The organism is Mycobacterium sp. 20KCMC460 (assembly GCF_022179425.1).
In the GTDB taxonomy this organism is placed as follows: Bacteria; Actinomycetota; Actinomycetes; order Mycobacteriales; family Mycobacteriaceae; genus Mycobacterium; species Mycobacterium kiyosense.
In genome coordinates this window covers 195,553-221,266 of the sequence record NZ_AP025524.1, presented here as the reverse complement: position 1 = coordinate 221,266, position 25,714 = coordinate 195,553, and the positions used below count along the sequence as shown (strand labels likewise).

The following is a 25,714-nucleotide window of genomic DNA, read 5'->3' as shown; positions in this document are numbered from 1 at the left end:
CCGTGGCCGAACCCGTCTACCGCGCCAGTGAGTTCGTCTCGAGGATGTTTCTCCGTCTCACCGGAAGCCGCGTCACCTACCTCGGCGAGGAGAACATCCCGGCCCACGGCGGCTGCGTGGTCGCGATCAACCACACCAGCTATATCGACTGGGCACTGGCCGCGCTGGCATTTCGCCGGCCGGGGGGCCGACGGGTGCGGCCCATGGTCAAGGTCGAGATGCAGCAGGTGAAGATCGTCAACTTCATGATGAAACACAACCGGGCGATTCCGGTCGACCGCAGCGCCGGCGCCGGCGCGTATGCCGCCGCGGTCGAGCGACTGCGGGAGGGAGAGGCGGTCGCCGTCTTCCCGGAAGCCACGATCAGCCGCAGCTTCGAGCTCAAAGACTTCAAGACCGGCGCCGCCCGGATGTCCGTCGAAGCCGGCGTGCCGATAGTGCCGGTGATCGTCTGGGGTTCCCAACGCATCTGGACCAAGGGCCTGCCGCGACGCATCGGCCACCACAAGGTGCCGATCACCGTCGCGATAGGTCGGCCGCTGCTGCCCGATCCCGACGTCACGGTGACGAACCAACAGCTGCACGACGCGATGACTTCGCTGCTGCACCAAGTCCAGCAGAACTATCCTCATCCCGCCGGTGAAAATTGGGTGCCGTGCCGTCTCGGCGGTTCCGCGCCGACGCTGGAGGAGGCTGCGCAGATGGACGCTGAGGAGACCGCGGCGAGGGCCGCCGGTCGGGCACCGCATCGGTCGAGTTAGGGGTAGAAGGAGAGTCGAGCAATGGCTGAGCCGGTCTTCCGAATGCTGGAATATCTCGTTCCGTCCGTCGTGGCGTTGAACGGCAACAAGATCACCTATCAGGGTCTGGAAAACATTCCCGAGCGCGGCGGGGCGATCATCGCGCTCAACCACACGAGTTACGTGGACTGGATTCCCGCGTCGCTGGCCGCCAAGGAGCGCAAGAGGCGACTGCGGTTCATGATCAAAGCCGAGATGGCGGACGTGAAAGCCGTCAACTACGTGATCAAGCACATTCAGCTCATCCCGGTGGATCGGACCATGGGCGCCGAGGCCTATGCGGTGGCGGTGCAACGCCTGCGTGAGGGCGAACTCGTCGGAGTCCACCCGGAGGCGACCATCAGCCGCAGTTTCGAACTCCGCGAATTCAAGACCGGGGCGGCCCGGATGGCGATCGAGGCGCAAGTGCCGATCATCCCGATGATCGTCTGGGGTGCGCACCGGATCTGGCCCAAAGACCACCCGAAGAAGCTGTTCCGCAGCAAGGTGCCGATCACCGCCGCGATCGGCCGGCCGCTGTGGCCGCAGGGGACTCCCGAGGAGTTCAACGCCGTACTGCGGCAGGCGATGGAGGCGATGCTGCACTGGGTGCAGGAGCAGTATCCGCATCCGGAGGGTGAGTACTGGGTACCGCGGCGCTTGGGCGGCAGCGCGCCGACCCCGGACGAGTCCAAAGAGTTCCGGATCGCCGAGTTGGCCGAGCGCGCACAAAAGCTCGGCTACGACGGCGTCACCTCGAAAAATCCGAAAAAGGGCGGACCAAGCTGACGACACCCGCCGGCCGTAAGCCTGCGCTCATCGGGTGCGACGTCGACGGCACCCTGTTCAACGAGGACGAGACCCTCACCCCGCGTACCCGCGCGGCGGTGCTGGCCGCGGTCGCCGACGGTGCACAGTTCGTGCTGGCCACGGGCCGTCCGCCGCGCTGGGTCCGACCGGTCGTCGAGGCCCTTGGGTTCGCCCCGATGGCGGTCTGTGCCAATGGCGCCGTCATCTACGACCCCCAGCACGACCGGGTGGTCGCCGCGCGCACGCTGTCCGTCGAGACGCTGGCTGCGCTGGCCGACATCACCCGGCGCGTCATTCCGGGTGCCGGGTTGGCGGTCGAGCGGATCGGGGAACGCGCGCACGACTCGGCGACCCCGCAGTTCGTCAGCTCGCCGGGTTACGAACACGCCTGGCTCAACCCGGACAACACCGAGGTGTCTTTCGAGGACCTGCTCAGCGCGCCGGCGATCAAGCTGCTGATCCGCATGGCCGGCGCGTCCAGCGCGGAAATGGCGGCCGCGATGGCCGGACACATCGGCGATGAGGGTGACCTGACGTACTCCACCAACAACGGTTTGCTCGAGATCGTGCCGCGCGGCATCAGCAAGGCCAGCGGGCTGAGCGAGGTCGCCGAACCGCTGGGACTCGACATCGCCGATGCGGTCACCTTCGGCGACATGCCCAACGACATCCCGATGCTGCTGAAGGCGGGTTTGGGGGTGGCGATGGGCAACGCGCACCCCGACGCGCGGGCCGCCGCCGACGAAGTGACGGCCCCCAACAGCGAAGACGGTGTGGCGCGCGTGCTCGAGCGTTGGTGGACTTGACGATTTTGCTCCCGAGATGTGGGAGACTGCCCGCGTGTTCGCGTATCGGCCGGATTGCGACCGGAATGGGCCGGAGGACAGGTAGTGGGGTCAGATCCAGGTTCGCCTGAGGACGCTGAGGACGGCGGAGCCACGCCAAGTGGGCCCCGCCGGGGTGCGTTCGGGGCGAACCGGCCCGACAAGAGCGGACCCGGTAAGGCTGATCCGCCGCCCAGGGTGATGCCGCACGGGAAGGCCGACCCGGACGATGAGGGCACCGGGTCTTTGCAGCCGAGCGGGTCTTTGCAGCCGAGCGAACCTTTGCAGCCGGGCGGGCCTTTGCAGCCGAGCGAGCCGCCGAAGCCGGACGTGCCCACCAAACCCGTCGGCAGCGTCCATTTTCAGGACGCGGCCACCACCAAGCCGCGACCACCCACTCCGGCCGAGCTGCGTGCTCGGCAGAAGTACGAGGATCAGCAGCGCGAGGCCGAGGAGGCGCGGTTGGCCGCCGAGGCCAAACGCAAGAGGCAGAAGCGCATCCTGATGGGTTCCGCCGCCGCTGTCGGGGTGGTCGGTCTGGTCGCGGGCGTCGGGTATTGGTTGCTGTCGCCCGAGCACGTCACCGCGCAGTGCGTCCAGGACGACCCGAGCGGTCAGCCGGTGATCGTCCCCGACAGTTATTGCACCGGGCACACTCCGGGCCTGAACGGATTCTTCTTCTGGGGCGGGCACCAATACCGTTACTACTACGGCAGTTCCGGGTCGGTCGGCCAGCGGCCGATTGGCGGCTCAACCTCGATCCCCAAGGGGGCCACCGTCACCACCAAGTCGGGCACCACCATTCAGCGCGGTGGGTTGGGTGGCAGCGGGGGCAAGGGTGGCAGCGGAGGCAAGGGCGGGAGCGGCGGCTCGTGAAACGTGGCCGGACACAGCCGCGGCCGAACTGGCCGGCGATCGTCGAATCGCAAGGACTTGTCTACGGGACACCCGCGCGCGACGCGACCGGTGCTGCCCGCCCGTACTGGGACGAATCGGTCTACTACGAGTTCGAGATGGACGAAATCCTGGCACTGGAAGCCGACGTCGAGCTGCTGCACTCGATGTGCCTGAACGCGGTCGAGCAGATCGTCCTGATGGAGCGATACGCCGATTTTGGTCTGCCGGAATGGAGTTGGCCACACATCGCCGAGTCGTGGCGCCGTTCGGACCCACATGTGTACGGCCGCTTCGATTTACGTTACGACGGGAAACGACCTGCGGTGCTGCTCGAGTACAACGCCGATACGCCGACGACGCTGCTGGAAGCCGCCATCGTGCAATGGTATTGGCTCAAAGATAAGTTTCCCGACGACGACCAGTGGAACTCGTTGCACGAGCAGCTGGTCGATCGCTGGAAAGTGGTCCGTAATATATTGCCCAGCAACGAGTTACATTTCGCCTGGTCCGGAGTGGAGACCACCGGCGAGGATCAGATCACCACAACCTACCTGCAGGAGACCGCGGCGGAAGCCGGGTTTGCGACCGTCGGGCTGCTCATCGAGGACGTGGGATGGGACTCCGCACTGCAGCGGTTCGTGGACCTCGAAGAGGACCCGATCCAGGCGATCTTCAAGCTGCATCCGTGGGAATGGGTGCTCGATGACCAATTCGGTAAGAGCGTGGTATCCACTCTGCCGCAGACGATGTGGATCGAGCCACTGTGGAAGACGCTGTTGTCGAACAAGGCGATTCTGGCGGTGCTGTGGGAAATGTATCCAGGACACCCGAACCTGCTACCGGCTTATCTCGACGATCCGCACGAACTCACCGAATATGTGCGTAAACCCAAGTTGGGCCGGGAAGGCGCCAACGTCACCGTCGTAGGCGCCGGCCTGGAGACCGCCACCGGCGGTTTCTACGGCGAAGAGGGCTTCGTCTACCAATTACTGGACCCGCTACCGGAATTCGACGGCATGCGTCCCGCACTGGGCGCGTGGGTGGTCGGGGATACCTCGGCGGGACTCGGCATCCGCGAGACGGCCGGACTCATCACCGACGACGGCGCGGCATTCGTCCCGCACCGGATCCCACTCAAGTAACCGAAAAGAAAGTTGGTCTTCGATGACGACATCCACTGTCGCAGCCAATTCCGGCTATTGGGACGCCGGCTATATGGCCGTGCTCGGTCGTGGCGCGGGCGCCATCGTGCTGTATGCGATCGTCGGGCTGGTGCTGATGCTGGTCGGGTTCTACGCCATCGACCTGACCACACCGGGCCCACTGCGCAAGATGGTCGAGGCCGGCAAGCCGAATGCCATCATCGTCGCGGCCGCCGGGATGATCAGCATGGCTCTGATAGTGGTGCTGGCGATCTACTCGTCTTCGGGAAAACTGTTGGAGGGCTTGGCCGGTTCGGCGATCTTCGGGCTGGTCGGGATCGTCGCCCAGGTAGTGATGATGCGGATCGCGACGGTTGCGCTCGGCATCGATATGGACAGGCTGTTCTACGCCGAGGAGTTCAGTTACGACGCGCTCATGGTGGCGGCGGCGCAGTTCGCACTCGGCATCGTGGTGGCGGTAGCGATTCTCTGAGTGGCGTCTGGTCGCTGCTGAAACGGTTACGCGGGCGTGATTGCGGCGGCGAGCTGTTGGGGCAGGTAATTGACCAGCAACGGCACCAAGCCCGGGAACGGCGTGCCGAGGATGGTCACGTCAAATGGACTGACGAATTGTGGCAGATGGGGGTCCACGGTTGCCGTCACAGGCTGGGGTGGAACGAGAATACCGTCGACGGGCAGGTGCAGCGTGATCGTCACGTCCTGGGGGTACCCGACCGGGAGGTTGGTCGGAACCTGAATCAGGGTATCAAAAGCATTGTCACCGTTGAGAAATCCGTTCAGCGCATTGGCCGGAGCATCGATTACGGCAGCGACGGCTCCTAGTGGGTTGCCGGTCGACACAGCGTGTCCGATTGTTTCGGCGCTGGTCGCCAGCGCGTTCAAGGCCGAGAACGGTGCGCCGGCCGCCGCATAGGTCAGGGCCAACGGTATCCCGAAGTTGGCGGCCAGACTTCCTGTTGCGGTCAACGGCTGCGTGAGGAGCACTGAAATGCTAGGTAGCGTAAGGGTATTGACTGCGTTGGTGAAGTTCTGCGACATCTGACGCAGGATTGAGGGGGGCATCAGGTTGGTGAGATACTGTGCCTCTTGGCCGGGGAGGTTCATGATGGTGAACAAATCGCCAAGTGGGCCAAGCAGTTTCGGGTAGAGGGAAGCTGTCAGCGTAAGATGCGTGAGGTCAACGATAACGGTGACCGGACCGGGGTAGATTCCAGTGACCAGTAGATTCGCGAAGGCCCGACCCAGATCGTCCAGGGCGCCGGTGTAATTGCCCGTCAGCAGCGTCTGAAACGTGGTCTGCAATCCCGTCCCGAACGCCGGCAGCCCAGCCACCAGGCCGGTGATTCCGTGGTTAGCCGCTGTCGCGGCCGTCTGAGCGAAACCGAGTTGCGTCGCGACGAATTGTTGGATGTAAGACGCCGCGGGGAAGGTGATCAGCTGTTGAACGGAGGCCTCTATGCCGGCTGGTAAGTTCGCCAGGTTGGCAGGAAAGCTCTGGATGGCGGCGGCGAACGTCGCCCCGATCTGCTTGGCGTAGCCCTGTTGATTGACGACGATCTGACGCAGCAGCGGGAAGGGGTCAGCAGACCAAGCATTCCCGAGGGTCTGCAGGTTGGTGGCCGTGTTAATGACCAGTTGCCCGTAGGCGCCACCCGGCACTGTCGTGGCTGCCGGGCCGCCCGCCAGCAGGGATTGGACCGGTGTGTTAGCTAAAGTCGTTGCAGCATTGGTGATCTCAGCATTCAGATACTGCGCGGCGCTGCCACTCAATAGCTGCACGAACTCGGCATGGAAGGCTGCCGCCTGGGTGTTGACCGCTTGGAACTCCCGGCCGAAGCTGGCGAACAGCTGCGAGACGGCGTCCGACACCTCATCGGCGGCCGCCGCCGCGAGAGCGGTGGTAGGGGCCGAGGCGACTGTCGTCGCCTCCCGCAGCGTCGAGCCGATATCGGTTAGATCCTTGGCCGCGGTGGTCAGTAAGTCCGGCGCGGTAGCCACAAACGACATAGTCGATTTCCTCCCCTTGGATCACCGAGCTGCTCCTCGTGAGCGTATGACGCAACGGGCGGCCGATGACGGGGATTGAGGAATTCAGGGCGTGACGGGTTAGCCGTTGCCGCCGTCGTCACGCCACCGTTTAATGCGACCCCCATGATTGGCCAAGTGGAGTAAGTCGAAGACCCTCGCGCGCACTACAGGTGCCCAAAGGCATTAGACGCACCGGGACTGTGTTTGGTTCCATTCTCGAAAGTTCTTGCCCTGCTGCGTCTTCAGCGTCCTTGCGGGACGCGGGTTGTCGGTGGGTGTTCGTAGAATCCGGGGTATGACAGCCAGCACGCGTGCGGAGATCGTCGAGGTTCTCGACGTGCTCGATGCGGCGGTCGAGCGGGTGTGTGAGTTGCGGTTTGAGGTGCTGAGCACCCCGGAGCGGATGGCGATCCTGGAGCGCTTGGAGACGGTGGTGCGGCGGCTGCCGGTGCCGCAGCATCAGTTGTTGAATCAGCTCGCCGCGGTGAGCAAGGAGGAGTTGGGTGACACCCTGCGTAACGCGCTGGCCGATCGGCTGCGGATCACGACTTCGGAGGCTGGCCGGCGGATCGCCGACGCCGCCGACCTGGGCGAGCGGGTGTCGCTGACGGGGGAGCCGTTGGCGCCGCGGTTGGAGGCCACCGCCGCCGCCCAACGCCGCGGCCGTATCGGTAGCGGCCACGTGAACGAGATCCGCGACTTCGTCAAACACTTACCGACGGAAGTGGATGCCGGCACCCGGGAACAGGCCGAAGCCGACCTGGCTGGCAAAGCCGCCGCCATGCGCCCCGACCAACTCAAGGACTACGCCCTCACGCTGCTGGCCTACCTGCACCCCGACGGGGAATTCTCCGACGACGAACGCGCCCGCAAGCGCGGCCTGAGTCTGGGCAAACAAGACCCCGACGGCATGTCCAAACTCACCGGCTGGATCACCCCCGCCCTGCGCGCCGCCCTGGAAGCCGCCTGGGCCAAACTGGCCGCCCCCGGCATCGCCAACCCCGAGGACCACCTGCCCCACATCGACGAGGACGAGCCGGACCCCAAAGCGGTCCGCCGCGACACCCGCGGCACCACCCAACGCCGCCACGACGGCCTGCACGCCGGGCTGATGGCGCTACTGGCCTCCGGGGACCTGGGCCGCCACCACGGGCTGCCCGTCACCATCGTGGTCACCACCACCCTGGCCGAACTGGAAGCCGGCACCGGCACAGCCCGCACCGGCGGCGGCAGTCTAGTGCCGATGTCCGATGTGATCCGCTGGTCGGGCGCCGCGCACCCCTACCTCGCCCTGTTCGACGGCGCCACACCCCTGGCCCTCTACCACACCAAACGGCTGGCCAACCGCGCCCAACGCCTCCTGCTGTATGCCCGCGATCGCGGCTGCACCCGACCCGGCTGCACCGCTGCGGCGTATCACACCGAGGTCCATCACCTCACCGCCTGGCACACCTGCCTGAGCACCCACATCACCAACCTCGCCCTGGCCTGCGGCATCCACAACCGCCTCGCCGACAAAGGCTGGACCACCCGCACCAACCACCGCGGCCTCATCGAATGGCTACCCCCGGCACACCACGACCGAGGCCAACCACGCATCAACACCATCCACCACCCCGAACGACTCTTCGCCCCCGACGAAGACAACGACGATCCCTAGGTACGCAACGACTTCGGCGGGATGGTGCCCGCCACCAATGAGGCGGCGTCGATGGTGCGCGGCCGGTAGGCCAGCGTGTGCAGCCTGGCTGACATTGTGCCCACCGCGCTGGCTTCCGCGTCTGCGACGCGGCCCGACAAGCCGGACAGAAAGGCCCACTCGTGCTCGTCACTGCCGAAATAAACTACCGTGTCGAAGGTTTCATCGAAGCGGCGCAAAGATGACCGCAATGTCTCGTTGCGCCACAACGTCGGGCAGCCGGCCTGGCCCACCACCACCTGACCAATACGGCGGCAGCGCCGCAGAAAGCCGGTGTCGTACAGGCGGTTGTGCTGCGCAGACTCGATGCGTTCGTCGGGCAGGTCGACGACCACGATGTCGTAGTGTCCGGTATCGGGTGCTCCGGCAGCGACCCGCTCCACGAAGTCCCATCCGTCACCGTAATAGACCTGGATTGCACCGAACCCTTGTTCCGCCCTGAGCAACTCATCGGCGGTGTATCCATAAGGCAGGTGCTGTGCGCACAGCCGGACAGCGTCGGCGTCGATGTCGACGTGATCGACGCGCTTGGCGCCCGCGGCTACCGCCATCTGGCTCACCACACCCTCGCCGGAGCCGATGACAAGCACGTGTTCGATTTTGTCGGCCAACAGCAGCGCCGGCACGAGCAGTGCCTCGTGGTAGACGAGCTGGCTGAATTCGGTGCTTTGGCGCTCGTCGTCGCTGAACAACGCGACACCCTGCCCGGTGCGACCGATCACCAGATGCTGAAAGTCGGTGCGCGCCTCGCAGATCACTTCCGAAACGAGCCAGCTCCGAGACAGTCCCGGTGCCAGCGGCTCAACGATGGTTCGCACGGCCGGAACGACAGGAGGAATGAAAACGGTTGGTAGTGGCACAAATCCGTTGAAGTCGACGGACGCATAGCTGGCGGTGTAGGCACCCGCATCCGCGATACGGATGCGATCGCCCGCGCGCAGTGTGACCGGAAGCGGATAACTTCGATAGAGCACGTCGTCGCCGTCGCAGGTGGGTCCCGCGACCACGGCGTCGGCAACCGCGTCGGCGGCACGCGGGGTCTGCAATCGGTACCGGATGTACTCGTTCTCGGTCTCAGCCAGGCCGCTGTAACGCCCGATGTCGAGGTAGACCCAGCGTCGGCCGTCAGTAGCGGTGCGCACCGACACGACTGCGCAGTCGATGGTGCCGGCCGAGCCTACGATCGCGCGGCCCGGCTCCAGCACGAGTTGCGGTGCGCTGGAACCGAAATAGCGCGTCAGCGCAGCCGTCACGGTGTCGGCGATCGCCTCGAGGGAAGGGGCCGCACCCGCATAGGGGAGCGGTATGCCGCCGCCCGCATTGACGACGATGAGTCCGTCGACAGCATCGAATATCGCTGCCGCACAACGGATACCGATCTCCCAGGCACTGACGTCCAATTGCTGGGAACCCACATGAAAGCTGACCCCGTCCGCAATCAGCCCCGCCGACCTGGCGCGCCTCAACAGGCCGACGGCGTCGTCGGGCGAGCAGCCGAACTTGTCCCCGAACGGCGTCACCGACGACGGAACCGGCGCAGCGATGCGGCATTCCACCCGCGAACCCGGTGCGTTCGCGGCGATCACATCCACGCCGTCTGGGGTGTCGAAGCTGAACAGCCGCACGCCATGGGAGTACGCCGCCGCCACGGCGGCAGCCGTCTTGATCGTGTTGCCGAACGCCAACCGCGCGCCGTCGATACCGGCCGCAATGCACGCGTCGACCTCGCCGATCGACGCGACGTCGAAGTCCGCGCCGCACTCCGCGAGCAGCCGCAGGATCGGTGCCGCCGGATTCGCCTTGACGGCGTAGCGAATCCGCGCATCGGGCAGCGCGAGTCGCAAATCGCGCAGATTCGCCCGCACCTGATCCAGATCGATCGTCAGGTAAGGGGTGGCCTGCACCCGATCAGACTAGTGGCGGCGGGTTGCCACCGTCAGACTAGTTGGGCGGGTGCGCCGGCATGGAGAAGTGTTCGGGCGGTACGTTCGGGCCGCTCGGCGGTTGTGTCGACAGCGGCGTGGCGATCCCGTCCAGCACCTGGGTGATGTTCCCGGTGAGGCGCTCGAAGTTCAGTGTTCCGTGCTGAAAATTCTGCGTGGCCTGCAGGGGCTCCTGGATCTCCGCGCTGGTCGGCAGCCCCAGCGGGCCGTGCTCGTAGCTCTGCGACGCCCACGCCTCGTAGATCGCGCCGGTGATCGGCTGCACCCCGGTGGCCGGCGACCAGTACATCGCACCCTTGGCGAACGTGACGAACCGCGATCCGTTCGCCCCGTCGCCCTCCGGGGACGTCGGAGCCCCGAGCACACTGCTCATGCCGCCCATTTCCTGCCAGTGCTTATAGATCGCGCCGCCCTCCAGCGCTCTGATCAGTTCCTCCGGCGGGTCGTTGAAATGTGCTGCAATGTCCCGGATTTCGTCCATCAGCGCGTACGCGGCATTGCCCGGGCAGTCGGTGTTCCCGACGTCGCGGTGGGTGAAGATGGCAGGCAGCTTCGCGATCGCGCCGGCCGGGTAGACGGTGTAGGAGCTGCCCGCCGACTCGAGTTCCACCGTGCCGCGTGGGTCGACGTCGGCCATGCCGAGCCGCCATCCGAGCAGCCGCCCTACGGTGCGCAATTGGATCGGCGTGGGCGGTACGTCGTCGAAGTTGCCGATCATCGCCACGCCCCAGGTTTCGCGGTTGAACCCGCCGGTATGGAACGCCTCGACCGGTTTGGTGAGCCCGCCGGAGCTGCCCTCGAACACCTGGCCGTACTTGTCCACCAGCGCGTTGTATGCGATGTCGCACCAGCCCAGGGTTTTGCTGTGATAGGTGTAGATCGCCTTGACGATCCCGGCCGATTCCAGCGGTGAGTAGTCGTTGCTGCCGGCGGTGTGGTGCACCACCCCGGCCCGGACCGCGCGGTCGTACTGCGGACTGCCGCAGCGCAGCGATTCGTCGGCGCCCCACTCCGCTCGGCTGATGATGGGCGGCGCCTGGCCCGGCATGGTGACACCGGCCGGCGGTGTCCAATGCGTCTCGACGGGCGCCCGTGGCGGCGAGATGAGTATCGCGTTGAGGTTCTGCCCGAACGCCTGTTCCTTGGAGGCGGGCCGGTATCCGAGATCGCTGTGCGCCGGTGGCGCCGGCGGCGCCTGGGTCACCGGCGCATTCAGTGGCCGCGTGACGGCAATCTGCACCGACGTCGTCGTCCCGACGAACACCGGTTCGGTGCTGCGCGGGTCTTTCGACGCCGTGCCTGTCCCCGCGCCGACCGGGTCGGGCGCCGAGGTCTGGTATTCGGTCTGATACCACGGCCCCCACGAACCGTCCGGCCTTCTCGCGCGGACCCGGGCAGACGTCCCCGCCAGATCACCGGTGAGCGCGACCAGGGAGAACGGCGTGGCTTGGGACAGTTCACGGACTGTCACCCCGCCGCCGAGGCCGACCAGCGGCTGCTCGGCGAGTTCGGTTTCACCGCCAGGCGACACCGGATGCGTGGCGGAGCCCGGGTGCACCAGCAGCCACGAGATGATCACCACCGTCGCGACGAAAGCGGTGAGCAGCGTCGTCGGGGCGCGACTGCTGGACACGAGGCGATGTTACGTGTGTGTCGAATGTTTCTGGTGTGACGACACGACCCGAATGCCCGAAATCTCCTGGAAACCCGTCGACGACACCGCAGAGAATGTTCGCCGGCCGGTTGCGGGGGCCGATGCGTGACTCTGCGGTGCCGTCAGGTGACAGGCTTTCGTGCCGGTTAGACGGGTGGCACCTCGGTGGCAGCCGCCGTGGCAGCCGGGATGGCCGCCGCCGCACCAGGGATTGCCGCGGCAGCGCCGGGCACCGCCCCAGCCGCCCCCGGGATTGCCGCCGCCGCGCCGGGCAGGGCCGCCGCCGCGCCGGGCAGGGCTCCCGCCGCGCCAGGCACGGCTGCCGCGGCACCAGGCAGAGCCGCCGCGGCGGGGATTCCGGGTATCGATGGGAGCGCGGGCGTAGCGCCGGCAGCAGCGCCCGGAGCACCCGCGGCCCCGCCTTGGACGCCCTGCATGATCGCCGGCATGATCAGCCCCTTGAGCAGGTCGATCGCCTGGCTGGCGCCCAGCTGGTTGGCGGCCTGCATCAGGTCGCTGACCAGTCCGCCGCCACCGCCGCCGCCGCTGCCAGACCCGGCCGCCACCGGCGACAATCCGGTGCCGCCACCGCCGCCGAGGCCGGACGTGTCGCCCAGGATCGGGTAGGTGCCGTCGGCGCCCGGGTCCAAGCCGGCGGGGGCGGTGATCGGAACCTCGCCGGTGCCGGCGGCCGGAGTCAGCCCGGCCGTTCCGGGAGTCACCCCCGTCGGACTGGTGAGTCCGGGATTGCTGAGCGCGGGATTCGCGCCGGCACCCGTCGGGGACAACGCGGTGCCCGGCGACGTCAGCGCTCCGGGCACGGACGGGGTCAGGCCCGGAGTGGTGCCCAAGCCGGTGCCGCCGAGGCCGGGGCTGGCCAAGCTCGGGGTGGTGCCCAGGCCGGTCGTGCCCAACCCGGTGCTCGCGCTGGTACCGCCCAGGGCGGGAACCGGCGGCAGGTTGACCCCGAACTGCGAGAGCCCCTGCGACAGGGCGGAGATCAACTCGTTCGGCAGGTCGGCGACGCTGGCCGCCCGTTTGAACTCGTGGTGCTCCACGGGTTTGGTGTCTGCGGTCGAGTCGTAAACGAGAAAGTAAGCGCACGGACTTGCGACTGCCAGGGCGGCGACCGCGCTCATGGCTGTCGACAGCTTGCGTCGGCGTCGGTTCGGCACGAAAGTCTCCTCAATCTGGACTACTCGGGTGTGGGCGCGAGACCCACATGACTGATGGTACGAGTGAGATTGGTGTGACTAGTGTGGCGAGACCGAATCGTGAGGGGAGTGGTTCACAGGTGTGACGTTGCACCGACATATTGGGATCCGGTCCTCTCGCACCTGCTAAAACCCGGCCCCGCGCGACCCGCCTAATCGGGTTTCGGCGGCGAGGTCGGATACCCTAGGCAACCGATGACCGCTCGTTTCGACCCCCACGTTCGTTTCGACCTCTTCGTCGTCGGCTCCGGATTTTTCGGCCTGACGATCGCCGAGCGCGTGGCTACCCAGCTCGACAAGCGCGTCCTCGTCGTGGAGCGGCGCCCGCACCTCGGCGGTAACGCCTACTCCGAACCGGAGCCGCAGACCGGGATCGAGGTGCACAAGTACGGGGCGCACCTTTTCCACACCTCCAATAAGAAGGTGTGGGACTACGTGCAGCAGTTCACCGACTTCACCGGCTACCAGCACCGGGTGTTCGCCATGCACAACGGGCAGGCCTACCAGTTCCCGATGGGTCTGGGCCTGGTGGCGCAGTTCTTCGGCCGCTACTACTCCCCGGCGGAAGCGCGCAAGCTGATCGCCGAGCAGGCCGCCGAGATCAACAGCGCCGAGGCGCAGAACTTCGAAGAGAAGGCGATTTCGCTGATCGGCCGGCCGCTCTACGAGGCGTTCGTGAAGCACTACACGGCCAAGCAGTGGCAGACCGACCCCAAGGAACTCCCCGCGGCCAACATCACCCGGCTGCCGGTGCGCTACACCTTCGACAACCGGTACTTCAACGACACCTATGAGGGCCTGCCGGTCGACGGCTACACCGCCTGGCTGCAGAATATGGCCGCCGACGAGCGCATCGAGGTCAGGCTGGACACCGACTGGTTCGACGTGCGCGACGAACTGCGCGCGGCCAGCCCGGACGCCCCGGTGGTGTACACCGGCCCGCTGGACCGCTACTTCGACTACGCCGAAGGCCGGCTCGGATGGCGCACGCTGGACTTCGAGCTCGAGGTGCTCGGCGACTGCGGGGACTTTCAAGGCACCCCGGTGATGAACTACAACGACGCGGACGTCCCGTACACCCGCATCCACGAGTTCCGCCACTTCCACCCCGAGCGTGACTACCCGACCGACAAGACGGTGATCATGCGCGAATACTCCAGGTTCGCCGAAGACGACGACGAGCCCTACTATCCGATCAACACCGAGGCCGACCGCGCCCTGTTGGCCGCCTATCGGGCCAGGGCGAAGTCCGAGACCGCGGCAGCGAAGGTGCTGTTCGGCGGGCGCTTGGGCACCTACCAGTACCTGGATATGCATATGGCCATCGCCAGCGCTTTGAGCATGTACGACAACGTCCTCGCGCCGCACCTCAGGGACGGCGTTCCGCTCGTGGGAGCCCCGGAATGACCGCCGTCAGCTTGCTGTCCCGCATCATCCTGCCGCGTCCCGGCGAACCCCTGGACGTGCGCAAGTTGTACCTCGAGGAGTCGACCACCAACGCGCGGCGTGCGCACGCGACCACCCGTACGTCGCTGCAGATCGGCGCCGAGTCCGAGGTGTCGTTCGCGACCTACTTCAACGCCTTCCCGGCCAGCTACTGGCGGCGTTGGTCGATCTGCACCTCGGTGGTGCTGCGCGTCGAGCTGACCGGCTCCGGTCGCGTCGACCTGTACCGGACCAAGGCCACCGGTGCCCGCATCTTCGTCGAGGGCCGCGGCTTCGCCGGTACCGAGGACGCCCCGGAGACCCTCGAGATCGAGGTGGGCCTGGGTCCGTTCGAGGACGGCGGCTGGATCTGGTTCGACGTCACCACCGACAGCAAGGTGACCCTGCTGGGCGGCGGGTGGTACGCGCCGATCCCGGCTCCGGGCACCGCGAACATCGCCGTGGGCATCCCGACGTTCAACCGCCCCGCCGACTGCGCCAACGCGCTGCGCGAACTCACCGCCGACCCGCTGGTCGACGAGGTGATCGGCGCGGTGATCGTGCCGGACCAGGGCACCCGGAAGGTGCGCGACCACCCGGACTTCCCGGCCGCCGCCGCGCGGCTGGGCGACCGGCTGTCCCTGCACGACCAGCCCAACCTCGGCGGTTCCGGCGGCTACAGCCGGGTGATGTACGAGGCGCTGAAAAACACCGACTGCCAACAGATCCTGTTCATGGACGACGACATCCGCATCGAACCGGACTCGATCCTGCGGGTGCTGGCGATGAGCCGGTTCGCCAAGACCCCGATGCTGGTGGGCGGGCAGATGCTCAACCTGCAGGAGCCGTCCCACCTGCACATCATGGGCGAGGTGGTGGATCGGTCGAACTTCATGTGGACGGCGGCGGCGCACGCCGAGTACGACCACGACTTCGCCGAATATCCGCTGAGCGACAAAGAGGACAAGAGCAAGCTGCTGCACCGGCGCATCGACGTCGACTACAACGGCTGGTGGACCTGCATGATCCCCCGGCAGGTCGCCGAGGAGCTGGGTCAGCCGTTGCCGCTGTTCATCAAGTGGGACGACGCCGACTACGGGCTGCGGGCCGCCGAGCACGGCTACCCCACCGTCACGTTGCCCGGTGCCGCGATCTGGCACATGGCGTGGAGTGATAAGGACGACGCCATCGACTGGCAGGCGTACTTCCACTTGCGCAATCGCCTGGTGGTCGCCGCGATGCACTGGGACGGTGACGTCTCCGGCCTGGTCCGCAGCCACCTCCGGGCGACACTGAAACACCTTGCCTGCCTTGAGTATTCGACGGTAGAGATCCAGAACCGGGCGATCGACGACTTCCTGGCCGGGCCGGAGCACATCTTCTCCATCCTGGAATCGGCGCTGCCGGAAGTGCATCGCCTGCGCAAGGCCTACCCGGACGCGGTGGTGCTGCCGGCGGCCAGCGAACTCCCGGCGCCGCTGCACAAGAACAAAGTGATGAAGCCGCCGGTCAACCCGCTGGTGATCAGCTACCGGCTGGCCCGCGGTGTGTTGCACAACCTCAAGCCCACCAATCCGGCGCACCACGAACGTCCGGAGTACAACGTGCCGACCCAGGACGCGCGCTGGTTCCGGTTGTGCACGGTCGACGGCGTGACCGTCACGACCGCCGACGGGTGCGGCGTCGTCTACCGCCAGCGCGACCGGGCCAAGATGTTCACGTTGCTGACCCAGTCGTTGCGTCGGCAGCGGCAACTGGCGCGCCGCTTCGACGAGATGCGAAGGGTGTACCGGCAGGCGCTGCCGGTGCTGTCCAGCCAGCAGAAGTGGGAGACGGTACTGCGCCCCGAAAGCGACAAGTGCCCCGAGCCGGCCGCCAGAGCGGCAACTCACGAGCCCCGACATGGCTGACGCACTCCCGGCGGAGGAACCGCCGTCCGGCGAAGTCGCCGCGATGGTGGCCGTCCAAGCCGCGCTGGCCGATCGGCCGGGGGCGCTGACCGTGGCGCGCGCGCTGTCCCATTTCGGTGAGCACAGCATCGGCTGGCTCGCGGTGGCCCTGCTGGGCGCGCTGCTGTGGCCGCGGCGGCGCCGGGAGTGGCTGGTGGCAGGTGCGGGTGCGTTCGCCGCCCACGCGGCGGCCGTGGTGGTCAAACGCGTGGTGCGCCGGAAACGGCCCCACCATCGGGCGGTAGAGGTCAACGTCGGCACCCCCAGCCAGCTCAGTTTCCCGTCGGCGCATGCCACCTCCACGACGGCCGCGGCCCTCTTGATGAGCAGGGCCACCGGCAGCCCCCTGCCCGTGGCGCTGATTCCACCCATGGCGTTGTCCCGGATCCTGCTGGGCGTGCACTACCCCAGCGATGTGGCGGCCGGGATCGCGCTGGGCGCGGGTGTGGCCGCGATAGCCGTCCGGGTGGACGGCGCAGCCCGAAAGGGGTGGACGCGATGAGTGGCGACGTGGTCGAACGGGCCGAGAAGCCGGCCAACGAGAAGCCCGCCAAGGTGCCCGGACCGCCGACCAACCTGGTGACCGGGTTGATCAAGGCGATCCGCCCGCGGCAGTGGGTGAAGAACGTGCTGGTGCTGGCCGCGCCGCTGGCCGCCGCCGGCCGCGGCAGCCAATACGACTTCGCCAAGCTGGCGACCGAGGTCGCGGTCGCCTTCGCCGTGTTCAGCCTGGCGGCGTCGGCGATATACCTCGTCAACGACGTCCGCGACGTCGAGGCCGATCGGGAGCATCCCACCAAGAAGTACCGCCCGATCGCCGCCGGGGTGGTACCCGAATGGCTGGCGTATCTGCTGGCGGTGCTGCTGGGCTCGGCTTCGCTGGGTATTTCGTGGTGGTTGACACCGAACCTGGCGGTGGTGATGGCGGTTTATCTCGTCATGCAGCTGGCCTACTGCTTCGGGCTCAAACATCAGGCGGTGCTCGACGTCTGCATCGTGTCGTCGGCCTATCTGATCCGCGCCATCGCCGGCGGCGCGGCCACCAACACCCATCTGTCCCAATGGTTTCTGCTGACGGCGGCCTTCGGGTCGTTGTTCATGGTGGCCGGTAAGCGCTACGCCGAGCTGCAACTGGCCGAGCGCACCGGCGCCCAGATCCGCAAGTCGCTGGAAAGCTACACCAGCACCTACCTGCGGTTCGTCTGGACGATGTCGGCCACCGCGGTGGTGTTGTGCTACGGGCTGTGGGCGTTCGAGCGCGACGGCGACAAGGGATCCTGGTACGCGGTGTCGATGATCCCGTTCACCATCGCGATCCTGCGCTACGCCGTGGACGTCGACGGCGGGCTGGCCGGGGAGCCCGAGGACATCGCGCTGCGCGACCGGGTGCTGCAACTGCTGGCGCTGGCGTGGATCGCAACAGTGGGTGCTGCTGTTGCTTTCGGCTAGTCAACGATTCAGGGCGCTGCAAGCGGCGGCACTGCAGGTAGGGACCCGCCGACCGGCGGTCCGTCGGATCAAGTGGCCGGTGTTCCCCTACGGAACGACGACCCGCGTCAGCCTGTGGGTCAGCGTGGTCGTCGTCGCGGCGCTGTTCGGCTGGGGTGCCTGGCAACGCCGCTGGATCGCCGACGACGGGCTGATCGTGCTGCGCACCGTACGCAACCTGTTGGCCGGCAACGGGCCGGTGTTCAACGCCGGTGAGCGGGTGGAGGCCAACACCTCCACCATCTGGACCTACCTGCTCTACGTCGGCAGTTGGGTGGGTGGGCCGCTGCGGTTGGAATATGTGGCACTGGCGGTCGCCCTGACGTTGTCGGTGCTCGGTGTGGTGCTGCTGATGCTGGGCACCGGTCGGTTGTACGCACCCAGCCTGCGCAGCCGCCGTGCCGTCATGCTGCCCGCCGGCGTGTTGGTCTACATCGCGGTGCCGCCCGCGCGCGACTTCGCCACCTCGGGCCTGGAAAGCGGGCTGGCGCTGGCCTATCTGGGTCTGCTCTGGTGGATGATGGTTTGCTGGGCGCAGCCGCTGCGGGTCCGTCCGGAAAACCGGGCGTTCATCGTCGCGCTGGCGTTCGTCGCGGGCTGCAGCGTGTTGGTGCGCCCGGAGCTGGCGCTGATCGGCGGGGCCGCGCTGGTGATGATGCTGATCGCGGCGCGCAACTGGCGACGGCGGGCGCTGATCGTGCTGGCCGGTGGCCTGCTGCCGGTCGCCTACCAGATCTTCCGGATGGGTTACTACGGCCTGCTGGTGCCCGGTACCGCCTTGGCCAAGGACGCCGGGGGCGACAAGTGGTCGCAGGGGTTAATCTACCTGTCCAACTTCAACCAGCCGTACCTGCTGTGGGTGCCGCTCGTGCTGCTGGTGCCGCTGGGAATCGTGCTGATGCTGATGCGCCGGCGGCCGGCATTCCTGCGTCCCGCGCTGGCGCCCGACTACGGTCGGGTGGCCCGGTCGGTGCAGAGCCCGACGGCGGTGGTGCTGTGGATGCTGGTCAGCGGACTGTTGCAGGCCCTTTACTGGATCCGTCAGGGCGGCGACTTCATGCACGGGCGGGTGCTGCTGGTGCCGTTGTTCTGTTTGCTGGCGCCGGTCGCCGTGATCCCGGTGCTGATCCCGGACGGGAAAGACGTCAGCCGCGAGACCGGTTACTGGCTGGCCGGCGCGGTCAGCGCGCTGTGGCTCGGCGTCGCGGGATGGTCGTTGTGGGCGGCGAATTCGCCGGGCATGGGCGACGACGCCACGCATGTCACCTACACCGGAATCGTCGACGAACGCCGCTTCTATGCCCAGGCCACCGGCCGGGCGCATCCGCTGACCGCCGCCGACTACCTGGACTACCCGCGGATGGCCGCCGTGCTGGTGGCCCTGGACAACACCCCGCAGGGCGCCCTGCTGCTGCCGTCGGGCAACTACACCCAGTGGGACCTGGTGCCGATGATCCCGCCGGGCAGCGCCCCGGGCATCCCGGCCGACCTCAAGCCGCAGCACACGGTGTTCTTCACCAACCTGGGCATGGTGGGCATGAACGTGGGCCTCAATGTCCGGGTGATCGACCAGATCGGCCTGGCGAATCCGCTGGCCGCGCACACCGAACGGTTGAAACACGGCCGGATCGGCCACGACAAGAACCTGTTCCCCGACTGGGTGGTGGCCGACGGACCGTGGGTGAAATGGCCGCCGGGCATCCCGGCCTACCTCGACCAGCAGTGGGTGGCCGAGGCGGAGGCGGCCCTGAAATGCCCCGCCACCCAGGCGGTGCTCAACTCGGTTCGCGCACCGTTGACCATGCGCCGGTTCGTGTCCAACGTGCTGCACGCCTACGAGTTCACCCAGTACCGGATCGACCGGATTCCGCTCAACGAGCTGATCAAATGTGGGCTCGAGGTTCCGCGGTTACCGCCCACCCCGCCCCGCGACTGAAGGCGAACCCCCGGCGTCTTCCGCCGAAATTTTTTTCACCCGTACCAGAAACGGTTTCCACAGCACTCGGCCCGGGACTGCCAGCAACTTCACATCTGACCCGTTACCAGCGCCCCACCGACTGTCGGCACATGCATAAATACCGTTCCAGGACCCGGTTTCAGCAGCGTCAATAAGACCCGAACCGGGTCCGATCGCGCCGCCGGCGACGTCCCGGGGGAGAGCGGGTGCCGCAACGTGTGGTTCACTGAACGAGCACTGCAGCGCCGCGTGCGTGCAGTCTGACCCAATTCGGGACATGCCCCCAAGCACAGCGATGCGTAAGGATGTGCCCACAAAGGATGAGGATGAGGAAGCAAGGATGAAGCTTGTTGACAGGTTTCGTGGCGCCGTGACAGGTATGCCGCGCCGACTCATGGTGGGCGCCGCAGCAGCGGTCCTGCTGTCGGGTCTGGTCGGTGTCTTGAATGTCACTGGCGGCTCGGCGACCGCGGGTGCGTTCTCGCGGCCGGGCCTGCCGGTGGAATATCTGCAGGTGCCGTCCGCGGCGATGGGCCGCGACATCAAGATCCAGTTCCAGAGCGGTGGCGCCAACGCGCCGGCTCTGTACCTGCTCGACGGCATGCGCGCCCAGGACGACTTCAACGGCTGGGACATCAACACCCCGGCGTTCGAGTGGTACCTGCAGTCCGGCCTGGCGGTCGTGATGCCGGTCGGCGGGCAATCCAGCTTCTACTCCGACTGGTACAAGCCGGCCTGCGGTAAGGCGGGTTGCACCACCTACAAGTGGGAGACCTTCCTGACCAGCGAGCTGCCCGCGTACCTGGCGGCCAACAAGTCGGTCAAGCCGACCGGTAGCGCTGCGGTGGGCCTGTCGATGGCCGGTTCGTCCGCGCTGATCCTGGCCGCCTTCCACCCCAGCCAGTTCGTCTACGCCGGCTCGCTGTCGGCGCTGCTGGACCCCTCGCAGGGGATGGGCCCGTCGCTGATCGGCCTGGCCATGGGCGATGCCGGTGGCTACAAGAAGGACGACATGTGGGGCCCGACGAGCGACCCGGCCTGGCAGCGCAACGACCCGACGCTGCAGGTGGGCCAGCTGGTCGCCAACAACACCCGCATCTGGGTGTACTGCGGTAACGGCAAGCCGTCCGAGCTGGGTGGCGACAACCTGCCCGCGAAGTTCCTGGAGGGCTTCGTCCGCGACAGCAACATCAAGTTCCAGACGGCCTACAACGCTGCCGGCGGACACAACGCGGTGTTCAACTTCGACGCCAACGGCACACACAGCTGGGAGTACTGGGGCCAGCAGCTGAACGCGATGAAGGGCGACCTGCAGGCGACGCTGGGGGCCACCCCCGGCGCCGGGCCTGCCACCGCCGCTCCCGCTCCGGCGGCCGGCCAGGGCACCTAGGTCACCACTAGGCGTTACTGACGCAACTCAAACGACGGCGGCGACCCATATCGGGTCGCCGCCGTTGTTATCAGCTCGTGAGCTCCTCTTTATCCCGCCGATACCGGTGTGGTTAGCTACTTTCCGGGCCAGGTGTTACCGGGGGCCTGTCACCGGGGCGGTAGCCGGACACGATGGAGGTGCACATGAGGGGTCTGTCCGTGCTGCTGCGACTGCTCTGCGTCGGCGTGCTGTCGATCACGTTGGGCGCGATCGCGGGAATCCCGTCGGGGTCGACCGGCACCGCGAAGGCAGCCCCGTACGAAACCCTGATGGTGCCCTCGGCCGCGATGGGCCGCGACATCCCGGTGGCGTTCCTGGCGGGCGGGCCGCACGCGGTGTACCTGCTGGACGCCGCCGACGCCGCCCCCGACGTCAGCAACTGGGTCACCGCGGGCAACGCGATGAACACCTTGGCCGGCAAGGGGATCTCGGTGGTCGCCCCGGCCGGGGGTGCGTTCAGCATGTACACCAACTGGGAGCAGGACGGCAGCAAGCAGTGGGACACCTTCCTGTCCAGCGAGCTGCCCGACTGGCTGGCCGCCAACAAGGGTCTGGCCCCGGGTGGACACGGCGTCGTCGGCGCCTCGCAGGGCGGCTACGCCGCGATGGCGCTGGCCACGTTTCACCCCGACCGCTTCGGTTTCGCCGGCTCGTTGTCCGGCTTCCTGTACCCGTCGGAGACCTCCACCAACGGCGCGATCATGGCCGGCCTGCAGCAGTTCGGTGGGGTGGACGGCGCCGGCATGTGGGGAGCCCCACAGCTGGGCCGGTGGAAATGGCACGACCCGTTTGTGCACGAGGCGCTGCTGGCGCAGAACAACACCCGCGTCTGGGTCTGGAGCCCGACCACCGGTGCGGCCAGCAATCCCGCCGCCATGCTGGGCGCCGGGGATTCGGCGATGGGCAACGCCCGGATGTTCTACCAGCACTATCGGGAGGTCGGTGGCCACAACGGCCACTTCGATTTCCCGGGCGGCGGCGACAACGGCTGGGGCTCGTGGGCGGGCCAGCTGGGCGCCATGTCCGGGGACATCGTCGGCGCCATCCGCTGATCGGCGGCCCGATCGTCCGGTAAGGCGCGCGGATGGTGCGCGGACACGGGCCGGTACCGTGTAGAGAGCGCAGTAGCGGGTCCATGATTCCGAGGCCTGGCTGCGCGGGGTGAGTCAGGGCGCGACGGTGCGCTTGTCGCCCAGCCCATTCACCAGGGACCTCCGGGCTCCTACCGGACTGTGTTAGCAGGAGAGCATGGCCAACACCACCCGCCGCAAACGCCAACGACGTCTGGCCTGGTTGGCAGCCGCCTCGATGGCCTTGGCGGTGACGATGGTCATCATCGCCGCGGTGACGTTGTTGCGTAACAACAACACCGCGCCCAGCGCGGTGCCGCCGGGCATACTGCCGCCGGGTCCGTCGCCGAGCTCCCAACACAAGAAACCGCGGCCCGCTTCGCAGGACGCGTCCTGCCCCGATGTGCAGCTGGTGTCGGTACCGGGCACCTGGGAATCTTGGCCCACCGACGACCCGCTGAACCCGGTGCAGTTTCCGAAGGCGTTGCTGCTCAACGTGACCGGGCCGATCCGGCAGCAATTCGACCAGGCCAGGGTGCAGACCTACACCGTGCCCTACACGGCGCAGTTCCGGAACCCGCTGAGCGCTGACGACCAGATGACCTACAACGACAGCCGCGCCGAAGGCACCCGCGCGACCGTCAAGGCCATCACCGACATGAACAACAAGTGCCCGCTGACCAGCTACGTGATCATCGGGTTCTCGCAGGGCGCGGTCATCGCCGGCGACGTCGCCAGCGACATCGGCAACGGCCGCGGACCCGTCGACGAGGATCTGGTGCTCGGGGTGACCTTGATCGCCGACGGCCGCCGCGAAGGTGGAGTGGGCAACAACATCCCGCCGACTCCGCCCGGGGTGGGCGCGGAGGTGACCCTGCACGAGGTACCGGTGCTGGCCGGGCTCGGCCTGACCATGACCGGCGCGCGGCCGGGTGGATTCGGCGCGCTGGACGCCCGCACCAACGAGATCTGCGCCGAGGGCGACCTGATCTGCGCGGCGCCCAAGGAGGCGTTCAGCCCGGCCAATCTGCCCACCACGTTGAACACCCTCGCCGGTGGCGCGGGGCAGCCGGTTCATGCGATGTATGCCACAACCGATTTCTGGAGCTCGGACGGCCAGTCGGCCACCCAGTGGACGTTGAACTGGGCACATGGGGTGTTGGAGAAGGCCCCGCACCCCAAACATGGGTGACTTCGCCGGACACAGCGGGTTGGTGCGGCGGTTGCGGCTGCGATGAGGCGTACCTTGTGATTTGGTTTGCCGCCCAGCGGCCCTTAACATTAAGAGAAAATTAAGAGCATGTGGTTGACCCGCGCGCGTCGAAGCCGACAGCGACAAGTTCCAGCCGGGAACGGGTCGGTGTCGGGTTGCGCGCGGATTTGCGGTCGGCGTGGGCTGACCAAGTCGGGAATACCCGCCCAGGTGCGGCCCGAAAACCAGCGAAGTTCGTAACAGGAGAGGGCGCATGGCCTACCACAACCCGTTCGTTGTCAACGGCAAGATCAAGTTCCCGCAGAACACCAACTTGGTCCGGCACGTCGAGAAGTGGGCGAAGGTTCGTGGCCAGAAGCTGGCGTACCGGTTCCTGGACTACTCCACCGAGCGCGACGGCATCGAACGCGACATCCTCTGGTCGGAGTTCAGCGCCCGCAACCGTGCCGTGGGCGCCCGACTGCAGCAGGTCACCCAGCCCGGCGACCGCATCGCCATCCTGTGCCCGCAGAACCTGGACTACCTGATCTCGTTCTTCGGAGCGCTGTACTCGGGCCGGATCGCGGTGCCGCTGTTCGACCCCGCCGAACCCGGCCACGTCGGCCGTCTGCACGCGGTGCTCGACGACTGCACCCCGTCGACGATCCTGACCACCACCGAATCCGCCGAAGGGGTGCGCAAGTTCATCCGCGCCCGGTCGGTCAAGGAGCGGCCGCGGGTGATCGCGGTCGACGCGGTACCCAACGAGGTCGCCTCCACCTGGCAGGAAACGGTCGCCGACGAGAACACCATCGCCTACCTGCAGTACACCTCCGGCTCCACCCGCACCCCGACCGGCGTGCAGATCACCCACCTGAACCTGCCCACGAACGTGCTGCAGACGCTGGTCGCGCTGGAAGGCAACGAAGGCGACCGCGGCCTGAGCTGGCTGCCGTTCTTCCACGACATGGGCCTGATCACCGCGCTGTGCGCCCCGGTGCTCGGTCAGAGCTTCACCTTCATGACTCCCGCGGCGTTCGTCCGCCGGCCCGGCCGCTGGATCCGCGAACTCGCCCGCAAGCCCGGCGAGACCGGCGGTGTGTACTCGGCCGCGCCCAACTTCGCGTTCGAGCACGCCGCGGTGCGCGGGGTGCCCAAGGACGGCGAGCCGCCGTTGGACCTGAGCAACGTCAAGGGCATCCTCAACGGCAGCGAGCCGGTGTCGCCGGCCTCGATGCGCAAGTTCTTCAAGGCATTCGAGCCCTACGGCCTCAAGCCCACCGCGGTCAAGCCGTCCTACGGGCTGGCGGAGGCGACCCTGTTCGTCTCGACCACGCCGATGGACGAAGAGCCCCGGATCATCCACGTCGACCGGGACGAACTGAACAAACAGCACTTCGTCGAGGTGGCCGCCGACGCACCCAACGCCGTCGCACAGGTCTCCGCCGGCAAGGTCGGCGTCGACGAGTGGGCGGTCATCGTCGACCCCGACTCGGCCAGCGAGCTGCCCGACGGGCAGATCGGCGAGATCTGGCTGCACGGCAACAATCTCGGCGTCGGCTACTGGGGCAAAGAGGAAGAGACCAACCACGTCTTCAAGAACATCCTGAAGTCCCGGGTCGCCGAGTCGCACGCCGAGGGAGCACCGGACGACGGGATGTGGGTGCGCACCGGTGACTTCGGCACCTACCACAACGGCCACCTCTACATCGCGGGCCGGATCAAGGACCTGGTCATCATCGACGGCCGCAACCACTACCCGCAGGACCTCGAGTTCACCGCGCAGGAGGCCAGCAAGGCGTTGCGGGTCGGTTACGTCGCGGCCTTCTCGGTGCCTGCCAACCAGCTGCCGCAGAAGGTGTTCGACGACCCGCACGCCGGCCTGGCCGCCGACCCCGAGGACACCTCCGAACAACTGGTGATCGTCGCCGAGCGGGCCGCCGGGGCGCACAAGCTGGAATACCAGCCGATTGCCGACGACATCCGGGCGGCGATCGCCGTGGGGCACGGGGTGACGGTGCGCGACGTGCTGCTGGTGCAGGCCGGCTCGATTCCCCGCACCTCCAGCGGCAAGATCGGCCGCCGCGCCTGCCGGACCGCCTACATCGACGGCAGTCTGCGCAGCGGCATCAGCTCGCCGACCGCCTTCGCCACCTAGGATCGGCCGACCCCGGCCTGAAACAGGACTGA

20 protein-coding genes are annotated in these 25,714 nt (G+C 67.2%); 16 read left to right on the top strand and 4 right to left on the bottom strand.

Annotation, left to right across the window (positions count from 1 at the left end; genetic code table 11):
• Positions 1-2: 2 nt before the first annotated feature.
• From MKCMC460_RS01035 to MKCMC460_RS01010, 6 genes are all read left to right on the top strand, one after another.
• Positions 3-761, top strand: a complete 759-nt coding sequence (locus MKCMC460_RS01035) for a 1-acyl-sn-glycerol-3-phosphate acyltransferase (RefSeq protein WP_236979107.1) — start codon at positions 3-5, stop codon at positions 759-761.
• Positions 762-782: 21 nt separating this feature from the next.
• The gene (locus MKCMC460_RS01030) at positions 783-1,568 is read left to right on the top strand and encodes a 1-acyl-sn-glycerol-3-phosphate acyltransferase (RefSeq protein ID WP_236979105.1); all 786 of its coding nucleotides are present in this window, start codon (positions 783-785) and stop codon (positions 1,566-1,568) included.
• Entirely contained in the window at positions 1,565-2,395 is an 831-nt protein-coding gene (locus MKCMC460_RS01025) for an HAD family hydrolase (protein ID WP_238305939.1), read from the top strand. Before MKCMC460_RS01030 ends, MKCMC460_RS01025 begins: the two co-directional genes overlap by 4 nt.
• Before the next feature lie 348 nt (positions 2,396-2,743).
• On the top strand, positions 2,744-3,289 hold the full coding sequence (locus MKCMC460_RS01020) for a hypothetical protein (RefSeq protein WP_236979103.1): 546 nt from the start codon (positions 2,744-2,746) through the stop codon (positions 3,287-3,289).
• A complete protein-coding gene (locus MKCMC460_RS01015) occupies positions 3,286-4,452 on the top strand; it encodes a glutathionylspermidine synthase family protein (protein ID WP_236979101.1) in 1,167 nt (388 codons plus the stop codon). The genes MKCMC460_RS01020 and MKCMC460_RS01015 overlap by 4 nt, the downstream gene beginning before the upstream one ends.
• A 22-nt stretch (positions 4,453-4,474) precedes the next feature.
• Positions 4,475-4,945: a DUF350 domain-containing protein gene (locus MKCMC460_RS01010; protein WP_236979099.1), complete on the top strand. Its 471-nt coding sequence runs from the start codon at positions 4,475-4,477 to the stop codon at positions 4,943-4,945.
• A gap of 26 nt (positions 4,946-4,971) precedes the next feature.
• Here MKCMC460_RS01010 and MKCMC460_RS01005 read toward each other — a convergent pair whose 3' ends face one another.
• Positions 4,972-6,480: a PE family protein gene (locus MKCMC460_RS01005; RefSeq protein WP_238305207.1), complete on the bottom strand. Its 1,509-nt coding sequence runs from the start codon at positions 6,478-6,480 to the stop codon at positions 4,972-4,974.
• Positions 6,481-6,796: 316 nt separating this feature from the next.
• On the opposite strand from MKCMC460_RS01005, the gene MKCMC460_RS01000 reads away from it, so the two are divergent.
• Positions 6,797-8,161 (top strand): HNH endonuclease signature motif containing protein, encoded by a 1,365-nt coding sequence (locus MKCMC460_RS01000; protein ID WP_238305206.1) that lies wholly within the window; start codon positions 6,797-6,799, stop codon positions 8,159-8,161.
• Here MKCMC460_RS01000 and MKCMC460_RS00995 read toward each other — a convergent pair.
• From MKCMC460_RS00995 to MKCMC460_RS00985, 3 genes are all read right to left on the bottom strand, one after another.
• Positions 8,158-10,104 (bottom strand): alanine racemase, encoded by a 1,947-nt coding sequence (locus MKCMC460_RS00995; RefSeq protein WP_236979093.1) that lies wholly within the window; start codon positions 10,102-10,104, stop codon positions 8,158-8,160. The two genes, MKCMC460_RS01000 and MKCMC460_RS00995, sit on opposite strands and share 4 nt — an antisense overlap.
• A 37-nt stretch (positions 10,105-10,141) precedes the next feature.
• The gene (locus MKCMC460_RS00990; RefSeq protein ID WP_236979091.1) at positions 10,142-11,776 is read right to left on the bottom strand and encodes an LGFP repeat-containing protein; all 1,635 of its coding nucleotides are present in this window, start codon (positions 11,774-11,776) and stop codon (positions 10,142-10,144) included.
• Positions 11,777-11,943: 167 nt separating this feature from the next.
• Positions 11,944-12,972, bottom strand: a complete 1,029-nt coding sequence (locus MKCMC460_RS00985) for a PirG (protein WP_236979089.1) — start codon at positions 12,970-12,972, stop codon at positions 11,944-11,946.
• Between the two features lie 234 nt (positions 12,973-13,206).
• Between MKCMC460_RS00985 and glf the strand changes: the two genes are divergently transcribed.
• The 9 genes from glf (at position 13,207) to fadD32 (ending at position 25,682) form a co-directional block, all read left to right on the top strand.
• Positions 13,207-14,418: a UDP-galactopyranose mutase gene (glf, locus tag MKCMC460_RS00980; protein ID WP_236979087.1), complete on the top strand. Its 1,212-nt coding sequence runs from the start codon at positions 13,207-13,209 to the stop codon at positions 14,416-14,418.
• Entirely contained in the window at positions 14,415-16,346 is a 1,932-nt protein-coding gene (locus tag MKCMC460_RS00975) for a glycosyltransferase (RefSeq protein WP_236979085.1), read from the top strand. The genes glf and MKCMC460_RS00975 overlap by 4 nt, the downstream gene beginning before the upstream one ends.
• The gene (locus MKCMC460_RS00970) at positions 16,339-16,887 is read left to right on the top strand and encodes a phosphatase PAP2 family protein (RefSeq protein ID WP_238305205.1); all 549 of its coding nucleotides are present in this window, start codon (positions 16,339-16,341) and stop codon (positions 16,885-16,887) included. The genes MKCMC460_RS00975 and MKCMC460_RS00970 overlap by 8 nt, the downstream gene beginning before the upstream one ends.
• Positions 16,884-17,834 (top strand): decaprenyl-phosphate phosphoribosyltransferase, encoded by a 951-nt coding sequence (locus MKCMC460_RS00965; RefSeq protein ID WP_236979083.1) that lies wholly within the window; start codon positions 16,884-16,886, stop codon positions 17,832-17,834. Before MKCMC460_RS00970 ends, MKCMC460_RS00965 begins: the two co-directional genes overlap by 4 nt.
• A 16-nt stretch (positions 17,835-17,850) precedes the next feature.
• Positions 17,851-19,809: a terminal beta-(1->2)-arabinofuranosyltransferase gene (aftB, locus tag MKCMC460_RS00960; RefSeq protein ID WP_370653130.1), complete on the top strand. Its 1,959-nt coding sequence runs from the start codon at positions 17,851-17,853 to the stop codon at positions 19,807-19,809.
• 361 nt (positions 19,810-20,170) lie between these two features.
• Entirely contained in the window at positions 20,171-21,220 is a 1,050-nt protein-coding gene (locus tag MKCMC460_RS00955; RefSeq protein ID WP_236979081.1) for an esterase family protein, read from the top strand.
• Between the two features lie 185 nt (positions 21,221-21,405).
• A complete protein-coding gene (locus MKCMC460_RS00950) occupies positions 21,406-22,314 on the top strand; it encodes an alpha/beta hydrolase-fold protein (protein ID WP_236979079.1) in 909 nt (302 codons plus the stop codon).
• A 196-nt stretch (positions 22,315-22,510) separates the two neighbouring features.
• A complete protein-coding gene (locus tag MKCMC460_RS00945) occupies positions 22,511-23,524 on the top strand; it encodes a cutinase family protein (protein WP_238305204.1) in 1,014 nt (337 codons plus the stop codon).
• A 274-nt stretch (positions 23,525-23,798) separates the two neighbouring features.
• Positions 23,799-25,682, top strand: coding sequence for a long-chain-fatty-acid--AMP ligase FadD32 (gene fadD32 / locus MKCMC460_RS00940; RefSeq protein ID WP_236979077.1), 1,884 nt, complete (start codon positions 23,799-23,801; stop codon positions 25,680-25,682).
• The last annotated feature ends 32 nt before the right edge of the window (positions 25,683-25,714 follow it).

Excerpts from the sequence above, each read along its gene's own strand:
- MKCMC460_RS01030 (WP_236979105.1), top strand. The coding sequence starts at position 783 with ATGGCTGAGCCGGTCTTCCGAATGCTGGAATATCTCGTTCCGTCCGTC.
- MKCMC460_RS01010 (WP_236979099.1), top strand. The coding sequence starts at position 4,475 with ATGACGACATCCACTGTCGCAGCCAATTCCGGCTATTGGGACGCCGGC.
- MKCMC460_RS01005 (WP_238305207.1), bottom strand. The coding sequence starts at position 6,480 with ATGTCGTTTGTGGCTACCGCGCCGGACTTACTGACCACCGCGGCCAAG.
- MKCMC460_RS01000 (WP_238305206.1), top strand. The coding sequence starts at position 6,797 with ATGACAGCCAGCACGCGTGCGGAGATCGTCGAGGTTCTCGACGTGCTC.
- glf (WP_236979087.1), top strand. The coding sequence starts at position 13,207 with ATGACCGCTCGTTTCGACCCCCACGTTCGTTTCGACCTCTTCGTCGTC.
- MKCMC460_RS00975 (WP_236979085.1), top strand. The coding sequence starts at position 14,415 with ATGACCGCCGTCAGCTTGCTGTCCCGCATCATCCTGCCGCGTCCCGGC.
- MKCMC460_RS00970 (WP_238305205.1), top strand. The coding sequence starts at position 16,339 with ATGGCTGACGCACTCCCGGCGGAGGAACCGCCGTCCGGCGAAGTCGCC.
- MKCMC460_RS00965 (WP_236979083.1), top strand. The coding sequence starts at position 16,884 with ATGAGTGGCGACGTGGTCGAACGGGCCGAGAAGCCGGCCAACGAGAAG.
- MKCMC460_RS00955 (WP_236979081.1), top strand. The coding sequence starts at position 20,171 with ATGAAGCTTGTTGACAGGTTTCGTGGCGCCGTGACAGGTATGCCGCGC.
- MKCMC460_RS00950 (WP_236979079.1), top strand. The coding sequence starts at position 21,406 with ATGAGGGGTCTGTCCGTGCTGCTGCGACTGCTCTGCGTCGGCGTGCTG.
- MKCMC460_RS00945 (WP_238305204.1), top strand. The coding sequence starts at position 22,511 with ATGGCCAACACCACCCGCCGCAAACGCCAACGACGTCTGGCCTGGTTG.
- fadD32 (WP_236979077.1), top strand. The coding sequence starts at position 23,799 with ATGGCCTACCACAACCCGTTCGTTGTCAACGGCAAGATCAAGTTCCCG.